Raw genomic sequence first — 19,824 nt, 5'->3', positions numbered from 1 at the left:
TTATAGTAATTTTTTTAAAAATTGGGCGGTATAACTTTTAGTATGTTTGGCAACTTCTTCTGGAGTTCCAGTGACTAAAATTTTTCCGCCTTTTTTTCCACCTTCCATACCCACATCAATTATATAATCTGCTAATTTTACAACATCTAAATTATGTTCAATAATTAGTACAGTATTTCCTTTGTTTGCTAATTTATTCAATACTTCCATTAGCACACGAATGTCTTCAAAATGTAAACCAGTTGTAGGTTCATCTAAAATATAAAATGTATTTCCAGTATCTCTTTTAGAAAGTTCTGCTGCTAATTTTATTCTTTGTGCTTCACCACCAGAAAGTGTGGTAGATTGTTGGCCTAAAGTAATGTAGCCCAAACCAACATCTTTTATGGTTTTTAACTTCCTGTGTATTTTAGGAATCATTTCAAAGAAATCTGTAGCATCTTCAATAGTCATATTTAAAACGTCAGAAATAGATTTTCCTTTGTAACGAATTTCTAAAGTTTCTCTGTTAAAACGTTTTCCTTGACACGTTTCACATTCTACTTGTACATCTGGTAAAAAGTTCATTTCTATAACACGAACTCCACCACCTTGACAAGTCTCACAACGACCACCTTTTACATTAAAAGAAAAGCGCCCAGGTTTATAACCACGAATAGCAGCCTCTGGTGTTTTGGCAAATAAACTTCTAATTTCGTCAAATGTTTTCGTGTAAGTAGCTGGATTTGATCTTGGAGTTCTACCAATTGGAGATTGATCAATATCAATCACTTTATCTACGTGTTCTAAGCCCTCAATTTTTTTGTAAGGCATTGGAACTTTAACACCTCTGTAAATATGAGCGTTTAAAATTGGGTATAACGTTTCGTTAATTAAAGTCGATTTTCCACTTCCAGAAACGCCAGTTACACAAATCATTTTTCCTAAAGGAAATTCAACAGAAACATTTTTCAAATTATTTCCAGTGGCACCTTTTAGTTTAATGGTTTTTCCATTTCCTTTTCTTCTTTTGGCAGGAACTTTAATTTTTTTTCTTCCAGTTATATAATCTGCTGTTAAAGTTCGTTGTTTTTTTAATTCAGCAAAAGTTCCTGCGGAAACAATTTCTCCACCATGTTTTCCTGCGCCAGGACCAATATCAAAAACAAAATCTGCTTTTTCTATCATATCTTGGTCATGTTCTACCACTAAAACAGAGTTTCCAATATCTCTTAATTTTACCAAAGAATCTATTAGTTTTTCATTATCTCTTTGATGTAAACCAATGCTAGGTTCGTCTAAAATATATAAAACGCCTACCAATTGTGAACCAATTTGTGTTGCCAAACGAATTCTTTGAGCTTCACCTCCAGAAAGTGATTTTGAGGTTCTGTCCAGAGTTAAATAATCTAAACCTACATCTAATAAAAACTGAATTCTAGTTCTTATTTCTTTTAAGATTTCTGTGGCAATAGTTATTTGCTTTTCAGATAATTCTTTTTCGATATTTTTAAACCAAGAAGCTAATTCAGTTACATCCATTTGGGCTAAATCACTAATGTTTTTATCAGTAATTTTAAAATGAAGAGCTTCTTTTTTTAGACGTTTTCCATTACAGGTAGAGCAGGTTACTTCGTCCATAAAGTTTTTTGCCCAACGTTTTATAGATGTGCTTTCTGCATGGTCATATTGGTTGCTTATAAATGCTACAATACCTTCAAAATCTATCTTATAATTTCTTGTAACACCAACTGTTTTAGATTCAATTTCAAAAGATTCGTTTCCACCGTGTAAAATAATTTCTAAGGCTTCTTTCGGAATGTTTTTTATTGGATCTGTTAGTTTAAACTTGTATCGTTCTGCAATATTTTGAATTTGTTTAAAAATCCAACTATTTTTTTGTTCTCCTAAAGGAACAATTCCACCATTTTTAATTGAAATAGCATCATCTGGAATTACTTTCTTTAGATTAATTTCGTTTGTAATACCTAAGCCATTACAAGAACTACATGCACCTTTTGGAGAATTGAAAGAAAATGTATTAGGTTCCGGATTTGGATAGGCAATTCCTGTTGTTGGACACATCAATTCTCTACTAAAATAACGAGGATTGTTGTCGTCAACATCAATAACCATCATTATATTATTACCAGAGTACAAAGCTGTTTTAATAGTTTCGTCTAATCTTTTTTCAGAAGACTCGTTTATTGCTAATCTGTCAATTACAACCTCAATATCATGAGTTTTGTAACGATCTAGCTTCATGCCTTTTTCGATTTCTCTAATTTCACCATCTACACGAACTCGTAAAAAGCCTTGTTTAGAAATTTGCTCAAAAAGTTCACGATAATGCCCTTTTCTAGATTTAATTAAAGGTGCTAAAACAGCAATTTTTTTATCAGCAAAATCTGTTAAAATAAGTTCTTTTATTTGTTCATCAGAATAACTCACCATTTTTTCATTGGTGTTGTAAGAGTAAGCATCTGCAGCTCTAGCAAATAAAAGACGTAAAAAATCGTAAATTTCTGTAATAGTGCCAACTGTAGATCGTGGACTTTTGTTGGTGGTTTTTTGCTCTATTGAAATAACAGGTGAAAGTCCATCAATTTTATCTACATCAGGTCTTTCTAAGCCTCCTAAAAACTGTCTTGCATAAGCAGAAAAAGTTTCAATATAACGTCTTTGACCTTCCACATAAATCGTGTCAAAAGCCAATGAAGATTTTCCACTTCCACTCAAACCAGTTATTACAACTAATTTTTCACGAGGAATTTTAACATCAATATTTTTTAAATTATGAACTCTTGCTCCGTAAACTTCTATATATTCTTGGTCTTTCAAATCTGCCTATTTTTTTAGGAAAAGCGCAAAGTTAATCAATACAAATTTAATTTCTAATGCAAATTAAAAACCTTTAACATTGTTTTTGGTAAAAGTTATTTTCATCAAAATCAATATTATTTTTTTAATTTAAAACGTCATAAAATAGTATCTTGCATTATATTTAATAAAAAATGATAGATTCCATTAGGCATTTTTTTGAAAGACATGGTTATGGTGTTTTTTCTAGATTGGCAGACAGATTAGGAATGCGTGCATTAAACGTACGCTTGTTTTTTATTTATGTAACCTTTTTTACAGCAGGTTTGTCTTTTGGATTGTATTTAACGATGGCGTTTTTATTAAAGTTAAAAGATAAGATTTATACCAAAAGAAGTTCTGTTTTCGATTTATAATTTATGATAATTTTACAATCCAAAATAAATAGAATTGTACTACTAGCAATTTCTACATTAGCTGCTGGTACAATTGGTTATATGTGGCTTTCCAACTATAATTTTGTAGATGCTGTTTACATGACAGTAATTACAGTTACTACAGTTGGGTTTGGTGAATTACAACCTTTTTCGCCTCAAGAAAAAGTATTTACAATTTTTTTAATTTTAACCAGTATTATTTTATTTGGTTATGCAGTATCTGCATTTTCAGAATATTTGGTAAGTGGTAAATTATTTGAACATTTTAAACACAGAAAAGTGGAAAAGCAAATAGCATATTTAAAAGGTCATACCATAGTTTGTGGTTTTGGTAGAAATGGAAAACAAGCCATTTTAAAATTAAATAATTACAATAAAAAGTTTGTAGTGGTCGAAAAGAATAAAGAAATGACTGATATTCTAGACTCAGAAAATATTTTAAATATTGAAGGTGATGCCACTTTAGATGAAACTTTACTTAAAGCAGGTATAGAAAATGCAGCATTTTTAATAACAGCACTACCTTCTGATGCTGATAATTTATTTGTAGTATTAACAGCAAGTCAATTAAATAAAAACTGTAAAGTTATTAGTAGAGCTTCAAATGAAAGTTCGTACAGTAAATTAAAAATTGCAGGTGCAGACAATGTAATCATGCCCGATAAATTAGGTGGAAACCACATGGCGTCATTAGTTACTACTCCAGATGTCATAGAATTTGTTGATAGATTAACCATTGAAGGTGAAACCACAGCAAATTTAGAAGAAATAGCTGTAGACGATTTACCGAAAAAATATTTAAACAAAACAATACTAGATTTGGACTTAAGACGTCAAACAGGTTGCACAGTAATAGGTTTTAGAAATCCAGATAAAGATTATGTGATAAACCCTGAAGCAGATATAAAATTAATAGAAGGTTCGCATTTAATAGTTTTAGGTAGGCCAGAGCAAATTATAAAATTAAGAGAATTGTTTTAGTATGCATAAAATTATCATTACAGGAAGTAACGGATTGTTAGGGCAATCATTATTAGACTTATTATTAAAAGAAAAAGATAAATATCAAGTTTTTGGTTTTTCAAGAGGTAAAAATAGAAGTGGAAGAAAAGACTTCAGTTACATTTCAATTGATATTACAAATGAAGCTTTATTAAAAAATGAAATTAAAAAAATTAATCCAGATTTTATTATTAATACAGCAGCAATGACTCAAGTTGATGACTGTGAAACCAATAAAAAAGCATGTGATATTTTAAATGTTGAGGTTGTAAAGTGGTTAGCAGAAGTTTCATCAACCATAAATAGTCATTTAATACACATTTCTACTGATTTTATTTTTGACGGAAAAACTGGAAATTATAAAGAAACAGACAAACCAAATCCATTAAGCTATTATGGATTATCAAAATTAAAATCTGAAAATATTTTAACAACTTCAAATATTGATTATACAATTTTAAGAACCATATTAGTCTACGGAAAAGTTTTTGATATGAGTAGAAGTAATATTGTACTTTGGGTAAAAGAAATGTTAGAAAAACAAAAAGAAATTACAATTGTAAACGATCAATTTAGAACACCAACTTATGTTGAAGATTTGGCAATGGCATGTAAAATTTCTATTGATAAAAGAGCAACTGGCATTTTCAATATCTCATCTAATGAATTGTTAAGTGTTTTTGAAATTGCTCAACAAATTGCCGATATTTTTAATTTAAATAAAAACCTAATTAAACCAATATCTACATCCACATTAAATCAAACAGCACCAAGACCACCCAAAACAGGTTTTGACTTAACAAAAACAAACACTATATTAAATTTTTATCCAAAATCTTTTAAAGAAGACCTGAAAAGATTTAAAGAAAAATTAATGTAAAAAGTATATTTAACTCATAAAAGTTGTTAAAAGAGCAATTTTTTATGATATTGCGTGCTGTTAATTAAAACTAATTAAAACTTATTATGAAGAAAAACCTTCTTTCGCTATTGCTTTTAGCATTTCCAATTTTATCATTTGCACAAAGTACAACAGATAGCATAGATGCCACATTTAAAGATTATACAGGTTGGTTCGTAGACGCTATTTTTTATGAAATTCCATTTTCAGATACGTTTCAAATCCCTTGGGTATTAATTGTTTTAATAGGTGGTGCATTATACTTTACATTTTACTTTAAATTTATTAACATCACCGGGTTTCTAACAGCAATTCAAGTAGTTAGAGGGAAATATGAAGATATAGAAAAGCATGGTGTAGATAAACTTTATGGTGAAAATGCACCAAAAGTAGTTTTGCATAAAGATAAAGGTGAAGAAGCTTATGGAGATCATACTCCAGGAGGAGATTTAATAGAAACCATAAGAGACGAAAGTGTAGATGGTGAAGTTTCTCATTTCCAAGCATTAACTGCAGCTTTATCAGCAACAGTTGGTTTAGGTAATATTGCTGGTGTAGCAGTAGCCTTGTCAATTGGAGGTCCAGGAGCAACTTTTTGGATGATTATTGCAGGTCTTTTAGGAATGGCGTCAAAATTCGCAGAATGTACTTTAGGTGTAAAATATAGAGATGTTGGTGAAGACGGGACTGTATATGGAGGGCCAATGTATTACTTAACTAAAGGTTTAAAAGAAAAAGGAGCTGGAGGTTTAGGTAAATTTTTAGCAGTTTTATTTGCAATTTTTGTAATTGGAGGTTCTTTTGGTGGAGGAAACATGTTTCAAGCAAACCAAGCAGCTGCACAGTTTACAAAATTATTTGAATTAACTGGACCAAATGCAGGAATGTATTTTGGTATTGTCATGGCTGTTTTAGTAGCTGTGGTTATAATTGGTGGTATAAAAAGAATTGCTTCTGTTACAGAAAAAGTAGTTCCTTTTATGGCAGGAGTTTATGTTTTAGCGGCGTTAATTATTCTATTTGCTAATTTTAGTTTAATTGATGATGCCTTTGCCTTAATTTATGAAGGAGCTTTTTCTGGATTAGGAATTGCAGGAGGTTTAATTGGTGTTATGATTCAGGGTATTCGTAGAGGTGCATTCTCTAACGAAGCAGGTGTTGGTTCTGCAGCAATTGCACACTCTGCAGTGAGAACAAAATATCCAGCAAGTGAAGGTATAGTAGCACTGTTAGAACCATTTGTAGATACAGTTGTAATCTGTACAATGACTGCCTTAGTAATTATCATTACTAATTTCGATGGTCAATTTATGGAATATGGTGTAGAAATTAAAGAAGGTGTAGAGTTAACAGCTGTTGCTTTCGATTCTGTAATACCTCATTTTTCAATTGTATTAACTATTGCAGTAATATTATTCGCATTCTCAACAATGATTTCTTGGTCTTACTATGGTATGCAAGGTTGGAAGTTTTTATTCGGTAAAGGAAAAATTACAGATTTAGTATATAAAATATTATTCTTAATGTTTGTAGTTGTTGGAGCTTCTATTAGTTTGGGTGCTGTAATAGACTTTTCAGATGCAATGATTTTTGCAATGGTAGTACCAAACATTATTGGTGTAATTATGTTATCTCCTATAATTAAGAAAGAACTAACAAAATATATGAGTGCAATTAGCAAAAAAGAAGAGGCAATTGAAGATGGAGCTATTGACGTAAACGACCATATGTAATAAAAACAGTTAAAATGAACATATTTAAATCCCATTTCTGGTATAATAAAAGCCAAAGAAATGGGATTTTTCTATTAGTAGTTCTAATTTTAATTTTTCAAGCAATCATAGTTTTTGTAGATTTTTCTTCTGAAGAAAAAATAGCAACAAACTCACCAGAAGTTTTAGCATTTCATAAACAGATAGATAGCCTTAAACTCGCTGAAATAGCTGCTAAGAAACCAAAGATATTTCCGTTCAATCCCAATTATATTTCAGATGCCAAAGGTGAACAATTAGGTATGTCATTAGAAGAAATAGATCGCCTTTTAGCATATCGTAAAACCAATAAATTTGTTAATTCTAAAAAAGAATTTCAAAAGGTAACAAAGGTTTCAGATAGTTTGCTTAACAAAATTTCTCCTTACTTCAAATTCCCAGACTGGGTTGTTAAAAGAAGTCAAACTTCATCATCACAAAAAGAAAACAGATCTTTTTACTCAAAAAAACCAAAACACAAAATATCTTCAACAGACATTAACAAAGCCACTGCAAAAGATTTTCAAACAATTAGTGGTATTGGGCCAGCATTTTCAGAAAGAATAATTAATTATCGAAAAAAACTACAAGGTTTTTCGTTTGAAAATCAAATCTACGAAGTGTGGAATTTAGATAAAGATATTGCTAATAAAGTGTTAAATACTTTTAGAATAATTGAAAAACCAATCATTCAAAAAATAAATATAAATACAGCAACCTTTAAAGAAGTGCTTAGAAACCCCTACATAGACTATGAATTATGTAAAAAGATATTTAATTATAGAGATGAAGTTGCTGAACTTCAAGATATAAAAGAATTAACAAATATCAAGGGTTTTCCTTTAGATAAATACGATAGAATAGTCTTATATTTGGTGGCTAAATAAATAATTCAAATTCGTACCAATATGAACAGTATGTATTTTACTGAAGAACACGAAGCATTTCGTGCAAGTTTCAAAGATTTTTTACAAAAAGAAGTAGTCCCTCACATCGAAAAATGGGAAGAAACTGGAACTATAGAGCGTTTCATTTGGAAGAAATTTGGAGAAATGGGGTATTTTGGGCTTTGCACTCCAGAAGAATACGGAGGTTTAGATTTAGATTTGTTTTATACCGTTATTTTTTTAGAAGAATTACAAAAAGTAAATTCAGGAGGTTTTGCAGCGGCAATGTGGGCACATGAGTTTCTTGCTATGACACATTTAAATAAAGAAGCAAATGAAGCCACTAAGCAAAAATATTTAATACCAAGTGTGGAGGGAGATAAAATAGGATGTTTATGTATTACAGAGCCTTTTGGAGGTTCTGATGTTGCAGGAATGCGCTCAACAGCAATTAAAAATGGAGATCAATATATTTTAAATGGTTCAAAAACATTTATTACAAATGGAGTATACTCAGACTATTTAATAGTAGCAGCAAAAACTGACCCTAAAGACAAGTATAAAGGCATTAGTATTTTTGTAGTAGATAGAAATACTCCAGGAATATCTGCAACAAAACTTAATAAACTAGGTTGGCGTGCAAGTGATACAGGAGAAATTGCATTTGATAATGTAGTAATTCCAGCAGAAAATTTATTAGGAGAAGAAGGAAAAGGATTTCCATATATAATGCAACACTTTGCTTTAGAACGATTAATAATGGGTGTAAATGCACATGCTAGAGCAGAATTTGCTTTAGATTATGCCATTAAATACATGCAAGAAAGAGTTGCTTTTGGAAAATCATTAGATAAATTTCAAGCCTTAAGACATAAAATTGCTGAAATGGCAAGTAGGGTAGATATGTGTAGAGAATACAATTACTCTATAACAAAAAGGTTAGATCAAGGAAATTACGTTGTAAAAGAAGCAAGTATGTCCAAATTATTATCTACCAAAATGGCAGACGAAGTAATTTACGACGCGCTACAATTGTTAGGAGGTTATGGTTATATGGAAGATTATCCTATGGCACGTTTACTTAGAGATAGTAGGTTAGGACCAATAGGAGGAGGTACCTCAGAAATTTTGAAAGAAATTATCGCAAAAATGGTAATTGATAACAAAGAATATAAACCAGCAACTTAATTTTTCATCAAGATTCAAACGAAAATTATTTATAATTATCACTAAAAAGAAAATCGAAAAACAGAATAACTACTGTATACATAAAAAAAATTTAGATTCAGTACTTAAAAATATCCTGCAAGATTTCAGATTTTTTGCAGGATATTTTTTATGTAAAAACAAATTCTCCACTAGCAGTCGAATATAAAGATTAACATATATAAAATAGCCAGTTTTTTTGGGCGTTCCCTAAAAGGTCGCGCTTTCCACTGTATCTTTTTTTAAGAAAAATAAAAAAAGGATGCCGTTTCAATCGCTAACGCAAAAGGCTATTCTAAAAAATAATTCAAATTTAAATTGCCAATTCATTATTTGTAATTACATTTGCAGTCCAAAAAATAAACCAAATAGTTTTAAAACTATTCAAAATATAAAGATACTATGAAGGGAGGTGCCAACTTATGTTAATTATACCTGTAAAAGAAGGAGAGAATATAGATAGAGCGTTAAAGCGTTATAAAAGAAAATTTGATCGTACAAAAACGATGAAAAACTTACGTAACAGAAAAAACTTTACAAAGCCATCTGTAGCTAAGAGAGCTCAAAGAATAAAAGCATCTTACGTTCAAAAATTAAGAACACAAGAAGAAGTAGGTTAGAGTAAAGTATAAAATTGAATTATTTTCAATTTTATTCATCTATATCTCATTAAGAGATTCTACTTTTAGAATATAAATCTCGTATTGGAAACAATACGAGATTTTTTTTGCCTAAATTTACGTTTCTTGAACACTAAATATAGGACATTGAAATCACTTATTACATCTTTTTTAGAATACCTATCCTTAGAAAAAAAATATTCAAAACATACAATTACAGCCTATAAAACCGATTTAGTAGCATTCAAAAAATTTTGTGAAACAGAATACGATATAAAAAAACTTCAAGAAGTAAATTACGCAATTGTAAGAAGTTGGATTGTAAATTTAGTAAACCAAGGCATTTCGAACAGAAGTATAAACAGAAAAGCAACCTCGTTAAAATCATTCTATACATTTTTGCAAAAAACAGCACAAATAAATAGTAATCCACTAACAAAACACAAAACCTTAAAAGTAGAAAAAAAAGTACAGGTTCCATTTTCAGTAAAAGAAGTAGAAGAAGTGTTAAGTCTAATCGACTTAGAAAAAGATTTCGTTTCAATAAGAAACAAGTTGATATTAGAACTTTTCTACTCAACAGGTATCAGAAGAATTGAACTTGTAAATATCAAAGAAAGTGATATTAACTTTTCTAATAAAACAATTAAAATTTTAGGGAAACGAAACAAAGAGAGGTTTGTGCCGCTTTTAGAATCTGTGCTAAAAACTTTAAGAGAATATTTAGAACTTAAAAAACAATACACTTCATTAGAAGACGTTTTATTTATAACAGAAAAAGGAAATAAAATTTATGAAACTCTTGTTTACAGAATTATAAATACTTACTTTAGTAAAGTTTCTTCAAAGGTAAAAAAGAGTCCCCATATTTTAAGGCATTCTTTTGCAACACACTTATTAAACGAAGGAGCAGATTTAAACTCAGTTAAAGAATTGCTAGGGCATTCATCTTTAGCTTCAACGCAAGTCTATACGCACAATAGCCTTGATGCAATTAAAAAAGTGTATAACCAAGCTCACCCTAGGAGCAATAAAAAATAATTAATTATGAAAGTATTCACACAGTCCGTTAATTTTAATGCAGACAAAGAGTTAATTTTGTTTGTTGAAAAAAAGGTAGAATCATTAGTGAAATTTCACGATAAGATTGTAGATGCAGAAGTTTTTCTAAAAGTTCAAAACACAAGCGATAAAGAAAATAAAATTACAGAAATTAAAATAAATATTCCAGGAAGCGAGTTGATAGTAAAAAGAGAAACAAAAACCTTTGAAGAAGGCGTCAATTCGGCAGTTGATAATTTAAAAAGACAGCTAAAAAGATCCAAAGAAAAACATAGAGATTCTTTAATTTCATAAAAATTGAAAAAAAACATAAAAATTATTTACAAAAAGTTTTAGAATATAAAAAAACTTTATACATTTGCAATCCGTTAGAAATAGCGGGTTGTTTTTTTACAACAAAAGCCGATGTAGCTCAGCTGGCTAGAGCAGCTGATTTGTAATCAGCAGGTCGGGGGTTCGAGTCCCTTCATCGGCTCAAAATTAAAAAGAATCGTAAAGCGATTTTTTAAGTTCATTAAAATAGTAAATTAGAGGGGAGATACTCAAGCGGCCAACGAGGACGGACTGTAACTCCGTTGACTATGTCTTCGCAGGTTCGAATCCTGCTCTCCCCACAATTTACATTTTGCGAAAGTAGCTCAGTTGGTAGAGCGTCAGCCTTCCAAGCTGAATGTCGCCGGTTCGAACCCGGTCTTTCGCTCGAGATTATCAACAAAGCCGATGTAGCTCAGTTGGTAGAGCGCATCCTTGGTAGGGATGAGGTCACGGGTTCAAATCCCGTCATTGGCTCATTTAAAATTATTATTAGACACTAAATATATTTAAACTAAGAATTAAAATCAATAATTATGGCAAAAGGAACTTTTGACCGTTCGAAACCACACTTAAATATTGGTACTATCGGACACGTAGATCACGGTAAAACAACTTTAACTGCGGCTATTACTAAAGTATTAGCTGATGCAGGATTCTCTGAAGCTAGATCTTTTGATCAGATTGATAACGCTCCTGAAGAAAAAGAAAGAGGTATTACAATTAACACATCACACGTAGAATATCAAACAGCTAACCGTCACTACGCTCACGTAGATTGTCCAGGTCACGCCGATTACGTTAAGAACATGGTAACTGGTGCTGCACAAATGGATGGCGCAATATTAGTTGTTGCTGCTACAGATGGTCCAATGCCACAGACAAGAGAGCATATCTTATTAGGTCGTCAAGTTGGTATTCCTCGTATCGTTGTTTTTTTAAACAAAGTTGATATGGTAGATGATGAGGAGCTTTTAGAATTAGTAGATATGGAGGTTAGAGAATTATTATCTTTCTATGAGTATGATGGAGATAATGGTCCTGTTGTTTCTGGTTCTGCTTTAGGTGCTTTGAATGGTGAGCAAAAATGGGTAGATACAGTTTTAGAATTAATGGAAGCTTGTGATACTTGGATTGAAGAGCCATTAAGAGAAGTTGATAAAGATTTCTTAATGCCAGTTGAAGATGTATTTTCAATCACAGGTCGTGGTACAGTAGCAACTGGACGTATCGAAACTGGAATTGCAAACACTGGAGATGTTGTAGATATTATCGGTATGGGTGCAGAAAAAATGACATCTACAATTACTGGTATTGAAATGTTCCGTCAAATCTTAGATAGAGGTGAGGCTGGAGATAACGCGGGTATCTTATTAAGAGGTATTGCAAAAGAAGATATCAAAAGAGGAATGGTAATCTGTAAGCCAGGTTCTGTAACTCCACATGCTAAGTTTAAAGCAGAGGTATATGTTCTTAAAAAAGAAGAAGGTGGACGTCACACTCCATTCCATAACAACTATCGTCCACAGTTCTATGTAAGAACTACTGACGTAACAGGTACTATTAATTTACCTTCAGGTGTTGAGATGGTTATGCCAGGAGATAACTTAACAATTACAGTTGATTTAATTCAGCCAATCGCATTAAATGTAGGTTTACGTTTTGCAATCCGTGAAGGAGGTAGAACAGTTGGAGCAGGTCAAGTAACTGAATTATTAGACTAATATTTAATTAGTTTATTAGTTGATAAATATAAAAGGTATTCCGTTTTTTACGGAATACCTTTATCAATGAATAATAAACGGGCGTAGTTCAGCGGTAGAGCACTGGTCTCCAAAACCAGCTGTCGGGAGTTCGAATCTCTCCGCCCGTGCAAAATATAAAAAAGAAAAATGAACTTTATACAATATATCAAAGATTCTTTTGAGGAATTAAATAACCACATGACGTGGATATCTAAAGAAGAGGCTCAAAAAACAACAGTAACTGTTGCAGTGTTTACAATTTTGTTTGCGTTGGCTGTTGCTGGTATAGATTATGTTTTTCAAACTGGATTAGATAACTTTTTCAAATTATTTTAAGAAAATAAATTATGGCTGATTCAGTAATGAAATGGTATGTTGTGAGGGCCATTGGAGGACAAGAGAATAAAGTTAAATCTTATATCGAGACAGAAATTTCTAGAGTAGGTTTGTCGGACTATGTTAGTCAAGTGATAGTTCCTACAGAAAAAGTAGTTCAAATAAGAAATGGAAAGAAAGTAAACAGAGAAAGAGTTTATTTCCCTGGTTATATTATGGTTGAAGCAAATCTTTCAGGAGAAGTGCCTCACGTTATTAAGGCAATTACAGGTGTAATAGGTTTCTTAGGTGAAACTAAAGGAGGTGAACCTGTACCAATGAGAAAATCTGAAGTTAATAGAATGCTAGGTAAGGTTGATGAACTTTCCGTTCAAGATGAAAATATAGCTATTCCTTTTAATGTAGGAGAAACTGTAAAGGTTGTAGATGGTCCATTTAATGGATTTGATGGAACTATAGAAAAAGTTAATGAAGAAAAGCGTAAACTTGAGGTAATGGTGAAAATATTCGGAAGAAAAACACCATTAGAGTTAAGTTATATGCAAGTAGAAAAGATATAATTGTTACACAAATATATACCGATTTATTTTTTGGCTTCCAACTTAAAATAAATCATTAAACATTTTTAAAATGGCAAAAGAAGTTAGTAAAGTAGTTAAGTTACAAGTAAGGGGAGGCGCAGCGAATCCATCGCCGCCGGTTGGACCCGCTTTAGGTGCTGCTGGTGTTAACATTATGGAGTTCTGTAAACAGTTTAATGCAAGAACGCAAGACAAACAAGGTAAAGTATTACCTGTTGTTATTACTGTTTTCAAAGATAAATCATTTGATTTTCTTGTAAAAACTCCTCCTGCAGCAGTTCAGTTACTAGAAGCGGCCAAAATTAAAAAAGGTTCAGGTGAACCAAACAGAAAGAAAGTAGCATCTGTTACTTGGGATCAAATTAAAGTAATTGCAGAAGATAAAATGGTAGATTTAAATGCCTTTGAAGTTTCTTCAGCAATGCGTATGATTGCAGGTACAGCACGTTCTATGGGTTTAACAGTAAAAGGTAATGCACCAGCATAAACTTTAAAAAGTAAGAAAATGGCAAAATTAACAAAAAAGCAAAAAGAAGCTTACGCAAAATTAGATAATTCAATATCTTATGATTTAGCTGCTGCTTCTGCGTTAGTCAAAGATATTACTAATGTAAAGTTTGATGCATCAGTAGATTTAGCAATACGCTTAGGAGTTGATCCTCGTAAAGCAAATCAAATGGTAAGAGGCGTAGTAACATTACCTCACGGAACTGGTAAAGATGTAAAAGTTTTAGCATTAGTAACTCCTGATAAAGAAGCTGAAGCTACAGAAGCTGGAGCTGACTATGTAGGATTAGATGAGTATCTTCAAAAAATCAAAGGAGGTTGGACAGATGTAGATGTAATTATTACAATGCCTAGTGTTATGGGAAAGTTAGGTCCTTTAGGAAGAGTTTTAGGTCCAAGAGGTTTAATGCCTAACCCAAAGACAGGTACAGTAACAATGGATGTTGCAAAAGCTGTTCAAGATGTAAAAGCTGGTAAAATTGACTTTAAAGTTGATAAAACTGGAATCGTACATGCGGCAATCGGAAAAGTATCTTTTGATGCTAAAAAGATTGAAGAAAATGCAAACGAGTTAATACAAACAATTATTAAATTGAAACCTACAACTGCAAAAGGAACGTATGTAAAAAGCGTTTTTATGTCTAGTACTATGAGTCCTAGTATTGCTGTTGAAGTAAAAACTGTTTAATACGTTAAAACTTATAATTATGACTAGAGAAGAAAAATCACAAGTAATACAAGATTTAACAGCAGTATTAGCAGACACTAACACGTTATATTTAGCAGATATTTCTGGACTTAATGCTCAGACTACCTCTAATTTACGTAGAGCTTGTTTTAAAGCAGGTGTTCAATTATCAGTTGTAAAAAATACATTACTTGCAAAAGCAATGGAAGCATCAGACAAAGATTTTGGTGAACTTCCAACAACATTAAAAGGTAATACTTCAATGATGATTTCTGAAGCAGCAAATGCTCCAGCAAAATTAATCAAAGAATTTAGAAAAAAATCTAAGAAGCCTTTATTAAAAGGTGCTTATGCAGAAGAATCTGTATATATTGGAGATGATCAATTAGACGCTTTAGTAGATATTAAGTCTAGAGAAGAGTTAATTGGTGAAATTATTGGATTATTACAGTCACCAGCTAAGAATGTTATTTCGGCATTACAGTCTGGAGGACAAACACTTTCAGGTATTATCAAAACGTTATCTGAAAAATAATTACGCGCACAAATAAACTATAATAAACAAAATTTTTAAAAACAATTAAAATGGCAGATTTAAAAGATTTCGCAGAACAATTAGTTAACTTAACTGTAAAAGAAGTTAACGAATTAGCAACTATCTTAAAAGACGAATACGGTATTGAGCCAGCTGCAGCAGCAGTAGCAGTAGCAGGTCCAGCAGCAGGTGGTGGAGATGATGCAGCAGATGAGCAAACTGAATTCGACGTAATTTTAACAGCAGCTGGAGGTTCTAAACTTGCAGTAGTAAAATTAGTTAAAGAATTAACTGGATTAGGCTTAAAAGAAGCTAAAGGTATCGTAGATAGCGCACCTGCAGCAGTAAAAGAAGGTGTATCTAAAGATGAGGCTGAAGGTCTTAAAAAATCTTTAGAAGAAGCTGGAGCTGAGGTAGAGCTTAAATAAGCTTTTAATCCCGTTTTTTATATACAGAAACGGGACAACAAATTTAGGTTTAGGTACTAAAAACATTCGTTTTTAGTCCTAAACCATTTTGTGTATATATTCGTTCTTTATTTTAATTCAGATTTTAATCAAAAAAATATTCTCTTTTGGCAACGAAAAACACTACTGAAAGAATCAACTTCGCTACTTCTCAAATGATTAAGGAATATCCAGATTTTTTGGATATTCAGGTTAAATCTTTTCAAGATTTTTTCCAACTTCAAACTAAAGCAGAAGAAAGAGGTGAAGAAGGTTTGTACAAAACCTTTATGGATAACTTTCCAATTACAGATACAAGAAATCAATTCGTTTTAGAATTTTTAGATTACTTCGTAGATCCTCCAAGATACTCAATTCAAGAATGTATTGAAAGAGGTTTAACACACAGTGTGCCTTTAAAAGCACGTTTGAAATTGTACTGTACAGATCCAGAACACGAAGATTTCGAAACTATTGTACAAGATGTATATCTTGGTACAATCCCTTATATGACAAACTCAGGTACCTTTGTAATCAATGGTGCTGAGCGTGTGGTAGTATCTCAATTACACAGATCACCAGGTGTATTTTTTGGGCAATCATTCCACGCAAATGGTACAAAATTATATTCAGCAAGAGTTATTCCTTTCAAAGGATCTTGGATAGAATTCGCTACCGATATCAATCAAGTGATGTACGCTTATATTGATAGAAAGAAAAAATTACCAGTAACTACACTATTCAGAGCCATTGGTTTTGAAAGAGATAAAGATATTTTAGAAATTTTTGATTTGGCAGAAGAAATCAAAGTATCTAAAGCTGGATTAAAAAAAGTATTAGGACGTAAATTAGCTGCTAGAGTTTTAAAAACTTGGCATGAAGATTTTGTTGATGAAGATACAGGTGAGGTTGTTTCTATAGAAAGAAATGAAATTATTTTTGATCGTGATACTATTTTAGAAAAAGAACACATTGATGAAATTATAGAAGCAGGTGCTAAAACGGTTTTACTACATAAAGTAGATAACCATATGGCAGATTATGCTATTATTCACAATACATTACAGAAAGATCCTACTAACTCTGAAAAAGAAGCAGTAGAGCATATTTATAGACAATTACGTAATGCAGAACCGCCAGATGAAGAAACTGCAAGAGGTATTATAGATAAGTTATTCTTTTCTGAACAAAGATATAATTTAGGTGAAGTTGGTCGTTTTAGAATGAACACTAAACTTCAGTTAAATGAACCTATAGACCAGAAAGTATTAACAAAGTTAGATATTATTACAATTATTAAATATTTAATTGAGTTAATTAACTCTAAAGCAGAGGTAGATGATATTGATCACTTATCAAATCGTAGAGTTAGAACTGTTGGAGAACAGTTAGCAGGTCAATTTGGCGTTGGTTTAGCTCGTATGGCAAGAACAATTCGTGAGCGTATGAATGTACGTGATAATGAAGTATTTACACCTATCGATTTAATAAACGCAAAAACATTATCATCTGTAATTAATTCTTTCTTTGGAACAAATCAATTATCTCAGTTTATGGATCAAACCAATCCATTGGCAGAAATCACACATAAACGTAGATTGTCTGCTCTTGGACCAGGAGGTTTATCGAGAGAAAGAGCTGGTTTTGAGGTGCGTGACGTACACTATACACACTATGGTCGTTTATGTCCAATTGAAACTCCAGAAGGACCAAACATTGGTCTAATTTCTTCACTTTCGGTTTTTGCAAAAGTGAATAATTTAGGATTTATTGAAACTCCATATAGAAAAGTAGATAATGGTATAGTTGCAAAAGACGAACCAATTTACTTAAGTGCAGAAGAAGAAGAAGGTAAAAAAATTGCTCAATCTAATCTAGAACTTAATCAAGATGGAAGTATCGTTGAAGAAAGAGTAATTGCACGTGAAGAAGGAGATTTTCCGGTAGTTTCTCCAGATGTGATTGATTATATGGACGTTGCTCCAAACCAAATTGCATCCATTTCAGCATCTTTAATTCCGTTCTTAGAACATGATGATGCAAACCGTGCATTAATGGGATCTAACATGATGCGTCAAGCAGTTCCATTATTACGCCCAGAATCTCCAATAGTAGGTACAGGTTTAGAACGTAGAGTTGCAAAAGATTCTCGTATTTTAATCAATGCAGAAGGAAGTGGAGTCGTAGAATATGTAGATGCAAATAAAATTACAATTAAGTACGATAGAACAGAAGAAGAGCGAATGGTTAGCTTTGATTCAGACGAAGTTTCTTACGACTTGATTAAATTTAGAAAAACCAATCAAGGAACATCTATAAACTTAAAACCAATTGTAAAAAGAGGTGATAAGGTTGAAGAAGGACAAGTTCTTTGTGAAGGTTATGCAACACAACAAGGTGAATTAGCTTTAGGTAGAAACATGAAAGTAGCCTTTATGCCATGGAAAGGGTATAACTTTGAGGATGCAATTGTGATTTCTGAAAAAGTAGTTCGTGAAGATATATTTACATCTATTCATATTGATGAGTATTCTTTAGACGTAAGAGATACAAAATTAGGAACTGAAGAGTTAACTAATGATATTCCTAACGTTTCTGAAGAAGCTACGAAAGATTTAGATGAAAATGGAATGATTAGAATTGGAGCAGAAGTAAACCCTGGTGATATCTTAATTGGTAAAATTACACCAAAAGGAGAATCTGATCCAACTCCAGAAGAAAAATTACTTCGTGCAATTTTTGGTGACAAAGCTGGTGATGTAAAAGACGCATCATTAAAAGCTTCTCCATCATTAAGAGGTGTAGTAATTGATAAAAAATTATTTAGAAGAGCTGTAAAAGATAAAAACAAGAGATTAAGAGATAAAGAAGCAGTAGCAACTTTAGAACAATCTTTCGTTTCTAAATTTGAAGCTTTAAAAGATGAATTAATTGAGAAATTATTCACTTTAATTAGTGGAAAAACCTCTCAAGGTGTATTTAATGATTTAGGTGAAGAAGTTTTACCAAAAGGTAAAAAGTATACACTTAAAATGTTAAATTCTGTTGATGATTATGTGCATTTAACAGGATCTTGGACAACAGATAAAGAGTTGAATGATTATGTAGGTGAATTAGTTCACAACTATAAAATCAAAGTAAACGATTTACAAGGATCTTTACGTCGTCAAAAATTTACAATTTCTGTAGGAGATGAATTACCAGCAGGAATTTTAAAACTAGCTAAAGTTTACATCGCTAAAAAACGTAAGTTAAAAGTAGGTGATAAAATGGCAGGACGTCATGGAAACAAAGGTATTGTTGCAAGAATTGTTAGAGCAGAAGATATGCCTTTCTTAGAAGATGGAACTCCAGTAGATATCGTATTAAATCCGTTAGGAGTACCTTCTCGTATGAACATTGGTCAAATTTATGAAACTGTTCTTGGTTGGGCAGGTCAAAAATTAGATAAAAAGTATGCAACACCAATTTTTGATGGAGCATCTTTAGATCAAATTAATGAATATACAGATCAAGCAGGCGTACCAAGATTTGGACACACTTATTTATACGATGGTGGAACAGGAAAACGTTTCGATCAACCAGCAACAGTTGGTATCATCTATATGATTAAGTTAGGTCACATGATTGAAGATAAAATGCATGCACGTTCTATTGGACCTTACTCATTAATTACACAACAACCATTAGGTGGTAAAGCACAATTTGGTGGTCAGCGTTTTGGAGAGATGGAAGTTTGGGCATTAGAAGCATATGGTGCATCTAGTATCTTAAGAGAAATCTTAACTGTAAAATCTGATGACGTTATGGGTAGAGCTAAAACATACGAAAGTATTGTAAAAGGTGAATCTATGCCAGAACCAGGTTTACCAGAATCATTTAACGTATTAATGCATGAACTTAAAGGTTTAGGTTTAGACGTTAGATTAGAAGAATAAATTTTTTCAGTAACCAGTTTTCAGTAGTTTAATCTACTGAAAACTGAATACTGCCAACTGAATACTTATTA

Annotated in this window: 18 protein-coding genes and 5 tRNA genes; 22 read left to right on the top strand and 1 reads right to left on the bottom strand. The window is 31.8% G+C overall.

The annotated features are described in order from the left end of the window. Positions 1-2,820, bottom strand: coding sequence for an excinuclease ABC subunit UvrA (uvrA, locus tag FDT66_RS00395; RefSeq protein WP_138534171.1), 2,820 nt, complete (start codon positions 2,818-2,820; stop codon positions 1-3). Between the two features lie 173 nt (positions 2,821-2,993). Between uvrA and FDT66_RS00390 the strand changes: the two genes are divergently transcribed. The 22 genes from FDT66_RS00390 to rpoB all read left to right on the top strand — a co-directional run bounded on the left by FDT66_RS00390 (position 2,994) and on the right by rpoB (position 19,753). Then, positions 2,994-3,215, top strand: coding sequence for a PspC domain-containing protein (locus tag FDT66_RS00390; protein ID WP_138534170.1), 222 nt, complete (start codon positions 2,994-2,996; stop codon positions 3,213-3,215). Between the two features lie 3 nt (positions 3,216-3,218). After that, positions 3,219-4,217 (top strand): potassium channel family protein, encoded by a 999-nt coding sequence (locus FDT66_RS00385; RefSeq protein ID WP_138534169.1) that lies wholly within the window; start codon positions 3,219-3,221, stop codon positions 4,215-4,217. Between the two features lies 1 nt (position 4,218). Next, entirely contained in the window at positions 4,219-5,118 is a 900-nt protein-coding gene (locus tag FDT66_RS00380) for an SDR family oxidoreductase (protein ID WP_138534168.1), read from the top strand. An 86-nt stretch (positions 5,119-5,204) separates the two neighbouring features. Further along, a complete protein-coding gene (locus FDT66_RS00375) occupies positions 5,205-6,872 on the top strand; it encodes an alanine/glycine:cation symporter family protein (RefSeq protein WP_138534167.1) in 1,668 nt (555 codons plus the stop codon). Between the two features lie 14 nt (positions 6,873-6,886). Then, positions 6,887-7,777: a ComEA family DNA-binding protein gene (locus FDT66_RS00370; protein WP_138534166.1), complete on the top strand. Its 891-nt coding sequence runs from the start codon at positions 6,887-6,889 to the stop codon at positions 7,775-7,777. A 21-nt stretch (positions 7,778-7,798) separates the two neighbouring features. Next, a complete protein-coding gene (locus FDT66_RS00365; RefSeq protein ID WP_138534165.1) occupies positions 7,799-8,965 on the top strand; it encodes an acyl-CoA dehydrogenase family protein in 1,167 nt (388 codons plus the stop codon). A gap of 440 nt (positions 8,966-9,405) precedes the next feature. Continuing rightward, entirely contained in the window at positions 9,406-9,603 is a 198-nt protein-coding gene (rpsU, locus tag FDT66_RS00360) for a 30S ribosomal protein S21 (protein WP_091894421.1), read from the top strand. Positions 9,604-9,750: 147 nt separating this feature from the next. Further along, positions 9,751-10,644: a tyrosine-type recombinase/integrase gene (locus FDT66_RS00355; RefSeq protein ID WP_138534164.1), complete on the top strand. Its 894-nt coding sequence runs from the start codon at positions 9,751-9,753 to the stop codon at positions 10,642-10,644. Positions 10,645-10,650: 6 nt separating this feature from the next. Further along, on the top strand, positions 10,651-10,959 hold the full coding sequence (hpf, locus tag FDT66_RS00350) for a ribosome hibernation-promoting factor, HPF/YfiA family (RefSeq protein WP_138534163.1): 309 nt from the start codon (positions 10,651-10,653) through the stop codon (positions 10,957-10,959). 107 nt (positions 10,960-11,066) lie between these two features. After that, positions 11,067-11,140, top strand: a tRNA-Thr gene (locus FDT66_RS00345). Positions 11,141-11,197: 57 nt separating this feature from the next. Then, positions 11,198-11,279, top strand: a tRNA-Tyr gene (locus FDT66_RS00340). Between the two features lie 13 nt (positions 11,280-11,292). Further along, positions 11,293-11,365 (top strand) — tRNA-Gly (locus FDT66_RS00335). A 16-nt stretch (positions 11,366-11,381) separates the two neighbouring features. Next, a tRNA-Thr gene (locus FDT66_RS00330) sits at positions 11,382-11,454 on the top strand. A gap of 59 nt (positions 11,455-11,513) precedes the next feature. Then, positions 11,514-12,701 (top strand): elongation factor Tu, encoded by a 1,188-nt coding sequence (gene tuf, locus FDT66_RS00325; protein WP_138534162.1) that lies wholly within the window; start codon positions 11,514-11,516, stop codon positions 12,699-12,701. 77 nt (positions 12,702-12,778) lie between these two features. Beyond that, positions 12,779-12,850 (top strand) — tRNA-Trp (locus FDT66_RS00320). Positions 12,851-12,869: 19 nt separating this feature from the next. Next, entirely contained in the window at positions 12,870-13,058 is a 189-nt protein-coding gene (gene secE / locus FDT66_RS00315; protein ID WP_138534161.1) for a preprotein translocase subunit SecE, read from the top strand. A gap of 11 nt (positions 13,059-13,069) precedes the next feature. Then, positions 13,070-13,618, top strand: coding sequence for a transcription termination/antitermination protein NusG (gene nusG, locus FDT66_RS00310; RefSeq protein WP_138534160.1), 549 nt, complete (start codon positions 13,070-13,072; stop codon positions 13,616-13,618). A gap of 70 nt (positions 13,619-13,688) precedes the next feature. Continuing rightward, positions 13,689-14,126 carry a 50S ribosomal protein L11 gene (rplK, locus tag FDT66_RS00305; protein WP_138534159.1) on the top strand — a complete coding sequence of 146 codons (438 nt, stop codon included), beginning with the start codon at positions 13,689-13,691 and terminating at the stop codon, positions 14,124-14,126. 18 nt (positions 14,127-14,144) lie between these two features. Beyond that, positions 14,145-14,834 (top strand): 50S ribosomal protein L1, encoded by a 690-nt coding sequence (rplA, locus tag FDT66_RS00300; RefSeq protein WP_138534158.1) that lies wholly within the window; start codon positions 14,145-14,147, stop codon positions 14,832-14,834. A gap of 19 nt (positions 14,835-14,853) precedes the next feature. Next, positions 14,854-15,369, top strand: a complete 516-nt coding sequence (rplJ, locus tag FDT66_RS00295) for a 50S ribosomal protein L10 (protein ID WP_138534157.1) — start codon at positions 14,854-14,856, stop codon at positions 15,367-15,369. Between the two features lie 50 nt (positions 15,370-15,419). Beyond that, the gene (rplL, locus tag FDT66_RS00290) at positions 15,420-15,797 is read left to right on the top strand and encodes a 50S ribosomal protein L7/L12 (protein WP_138534156.1); all 378 of its coding nucleotides are present in this window, start codon (positions 15,420-15,422) and stop codon (positions 15,795-15,797) included. Between the two features lie 146 nt (positions 15,798-15,943). Further along, a complete protein-coding gene (rpoB, locus tag FDT66_RS00285) occupies positions 15,944-19,753 on the top strand; it encodes a DNA-directed RNA polymerase subunit beta (RefSeq protein ID WP_138534155.1) in 3,810 nt (1,269 codons plus the stop codon). Positions 19,754-19,824: the final 71 nt, after the last annotated feature.

It is taken from the genome of Polaribacter aestuariivivens, from assembly GCF_005885675.1.
Taxonomy (GTDB): Bacteria; Bacteroidota; Bacteroidia; order Flavobacteriales; family Flavobacteriaceae; genus Polaribacter; species Polaribacter aestuariivivens.
The sequence above is the reverse complement of the archived record's forward strand: the minus strand, read 5'-3'. Positions and strand labels throughout refer to the sequence as shown.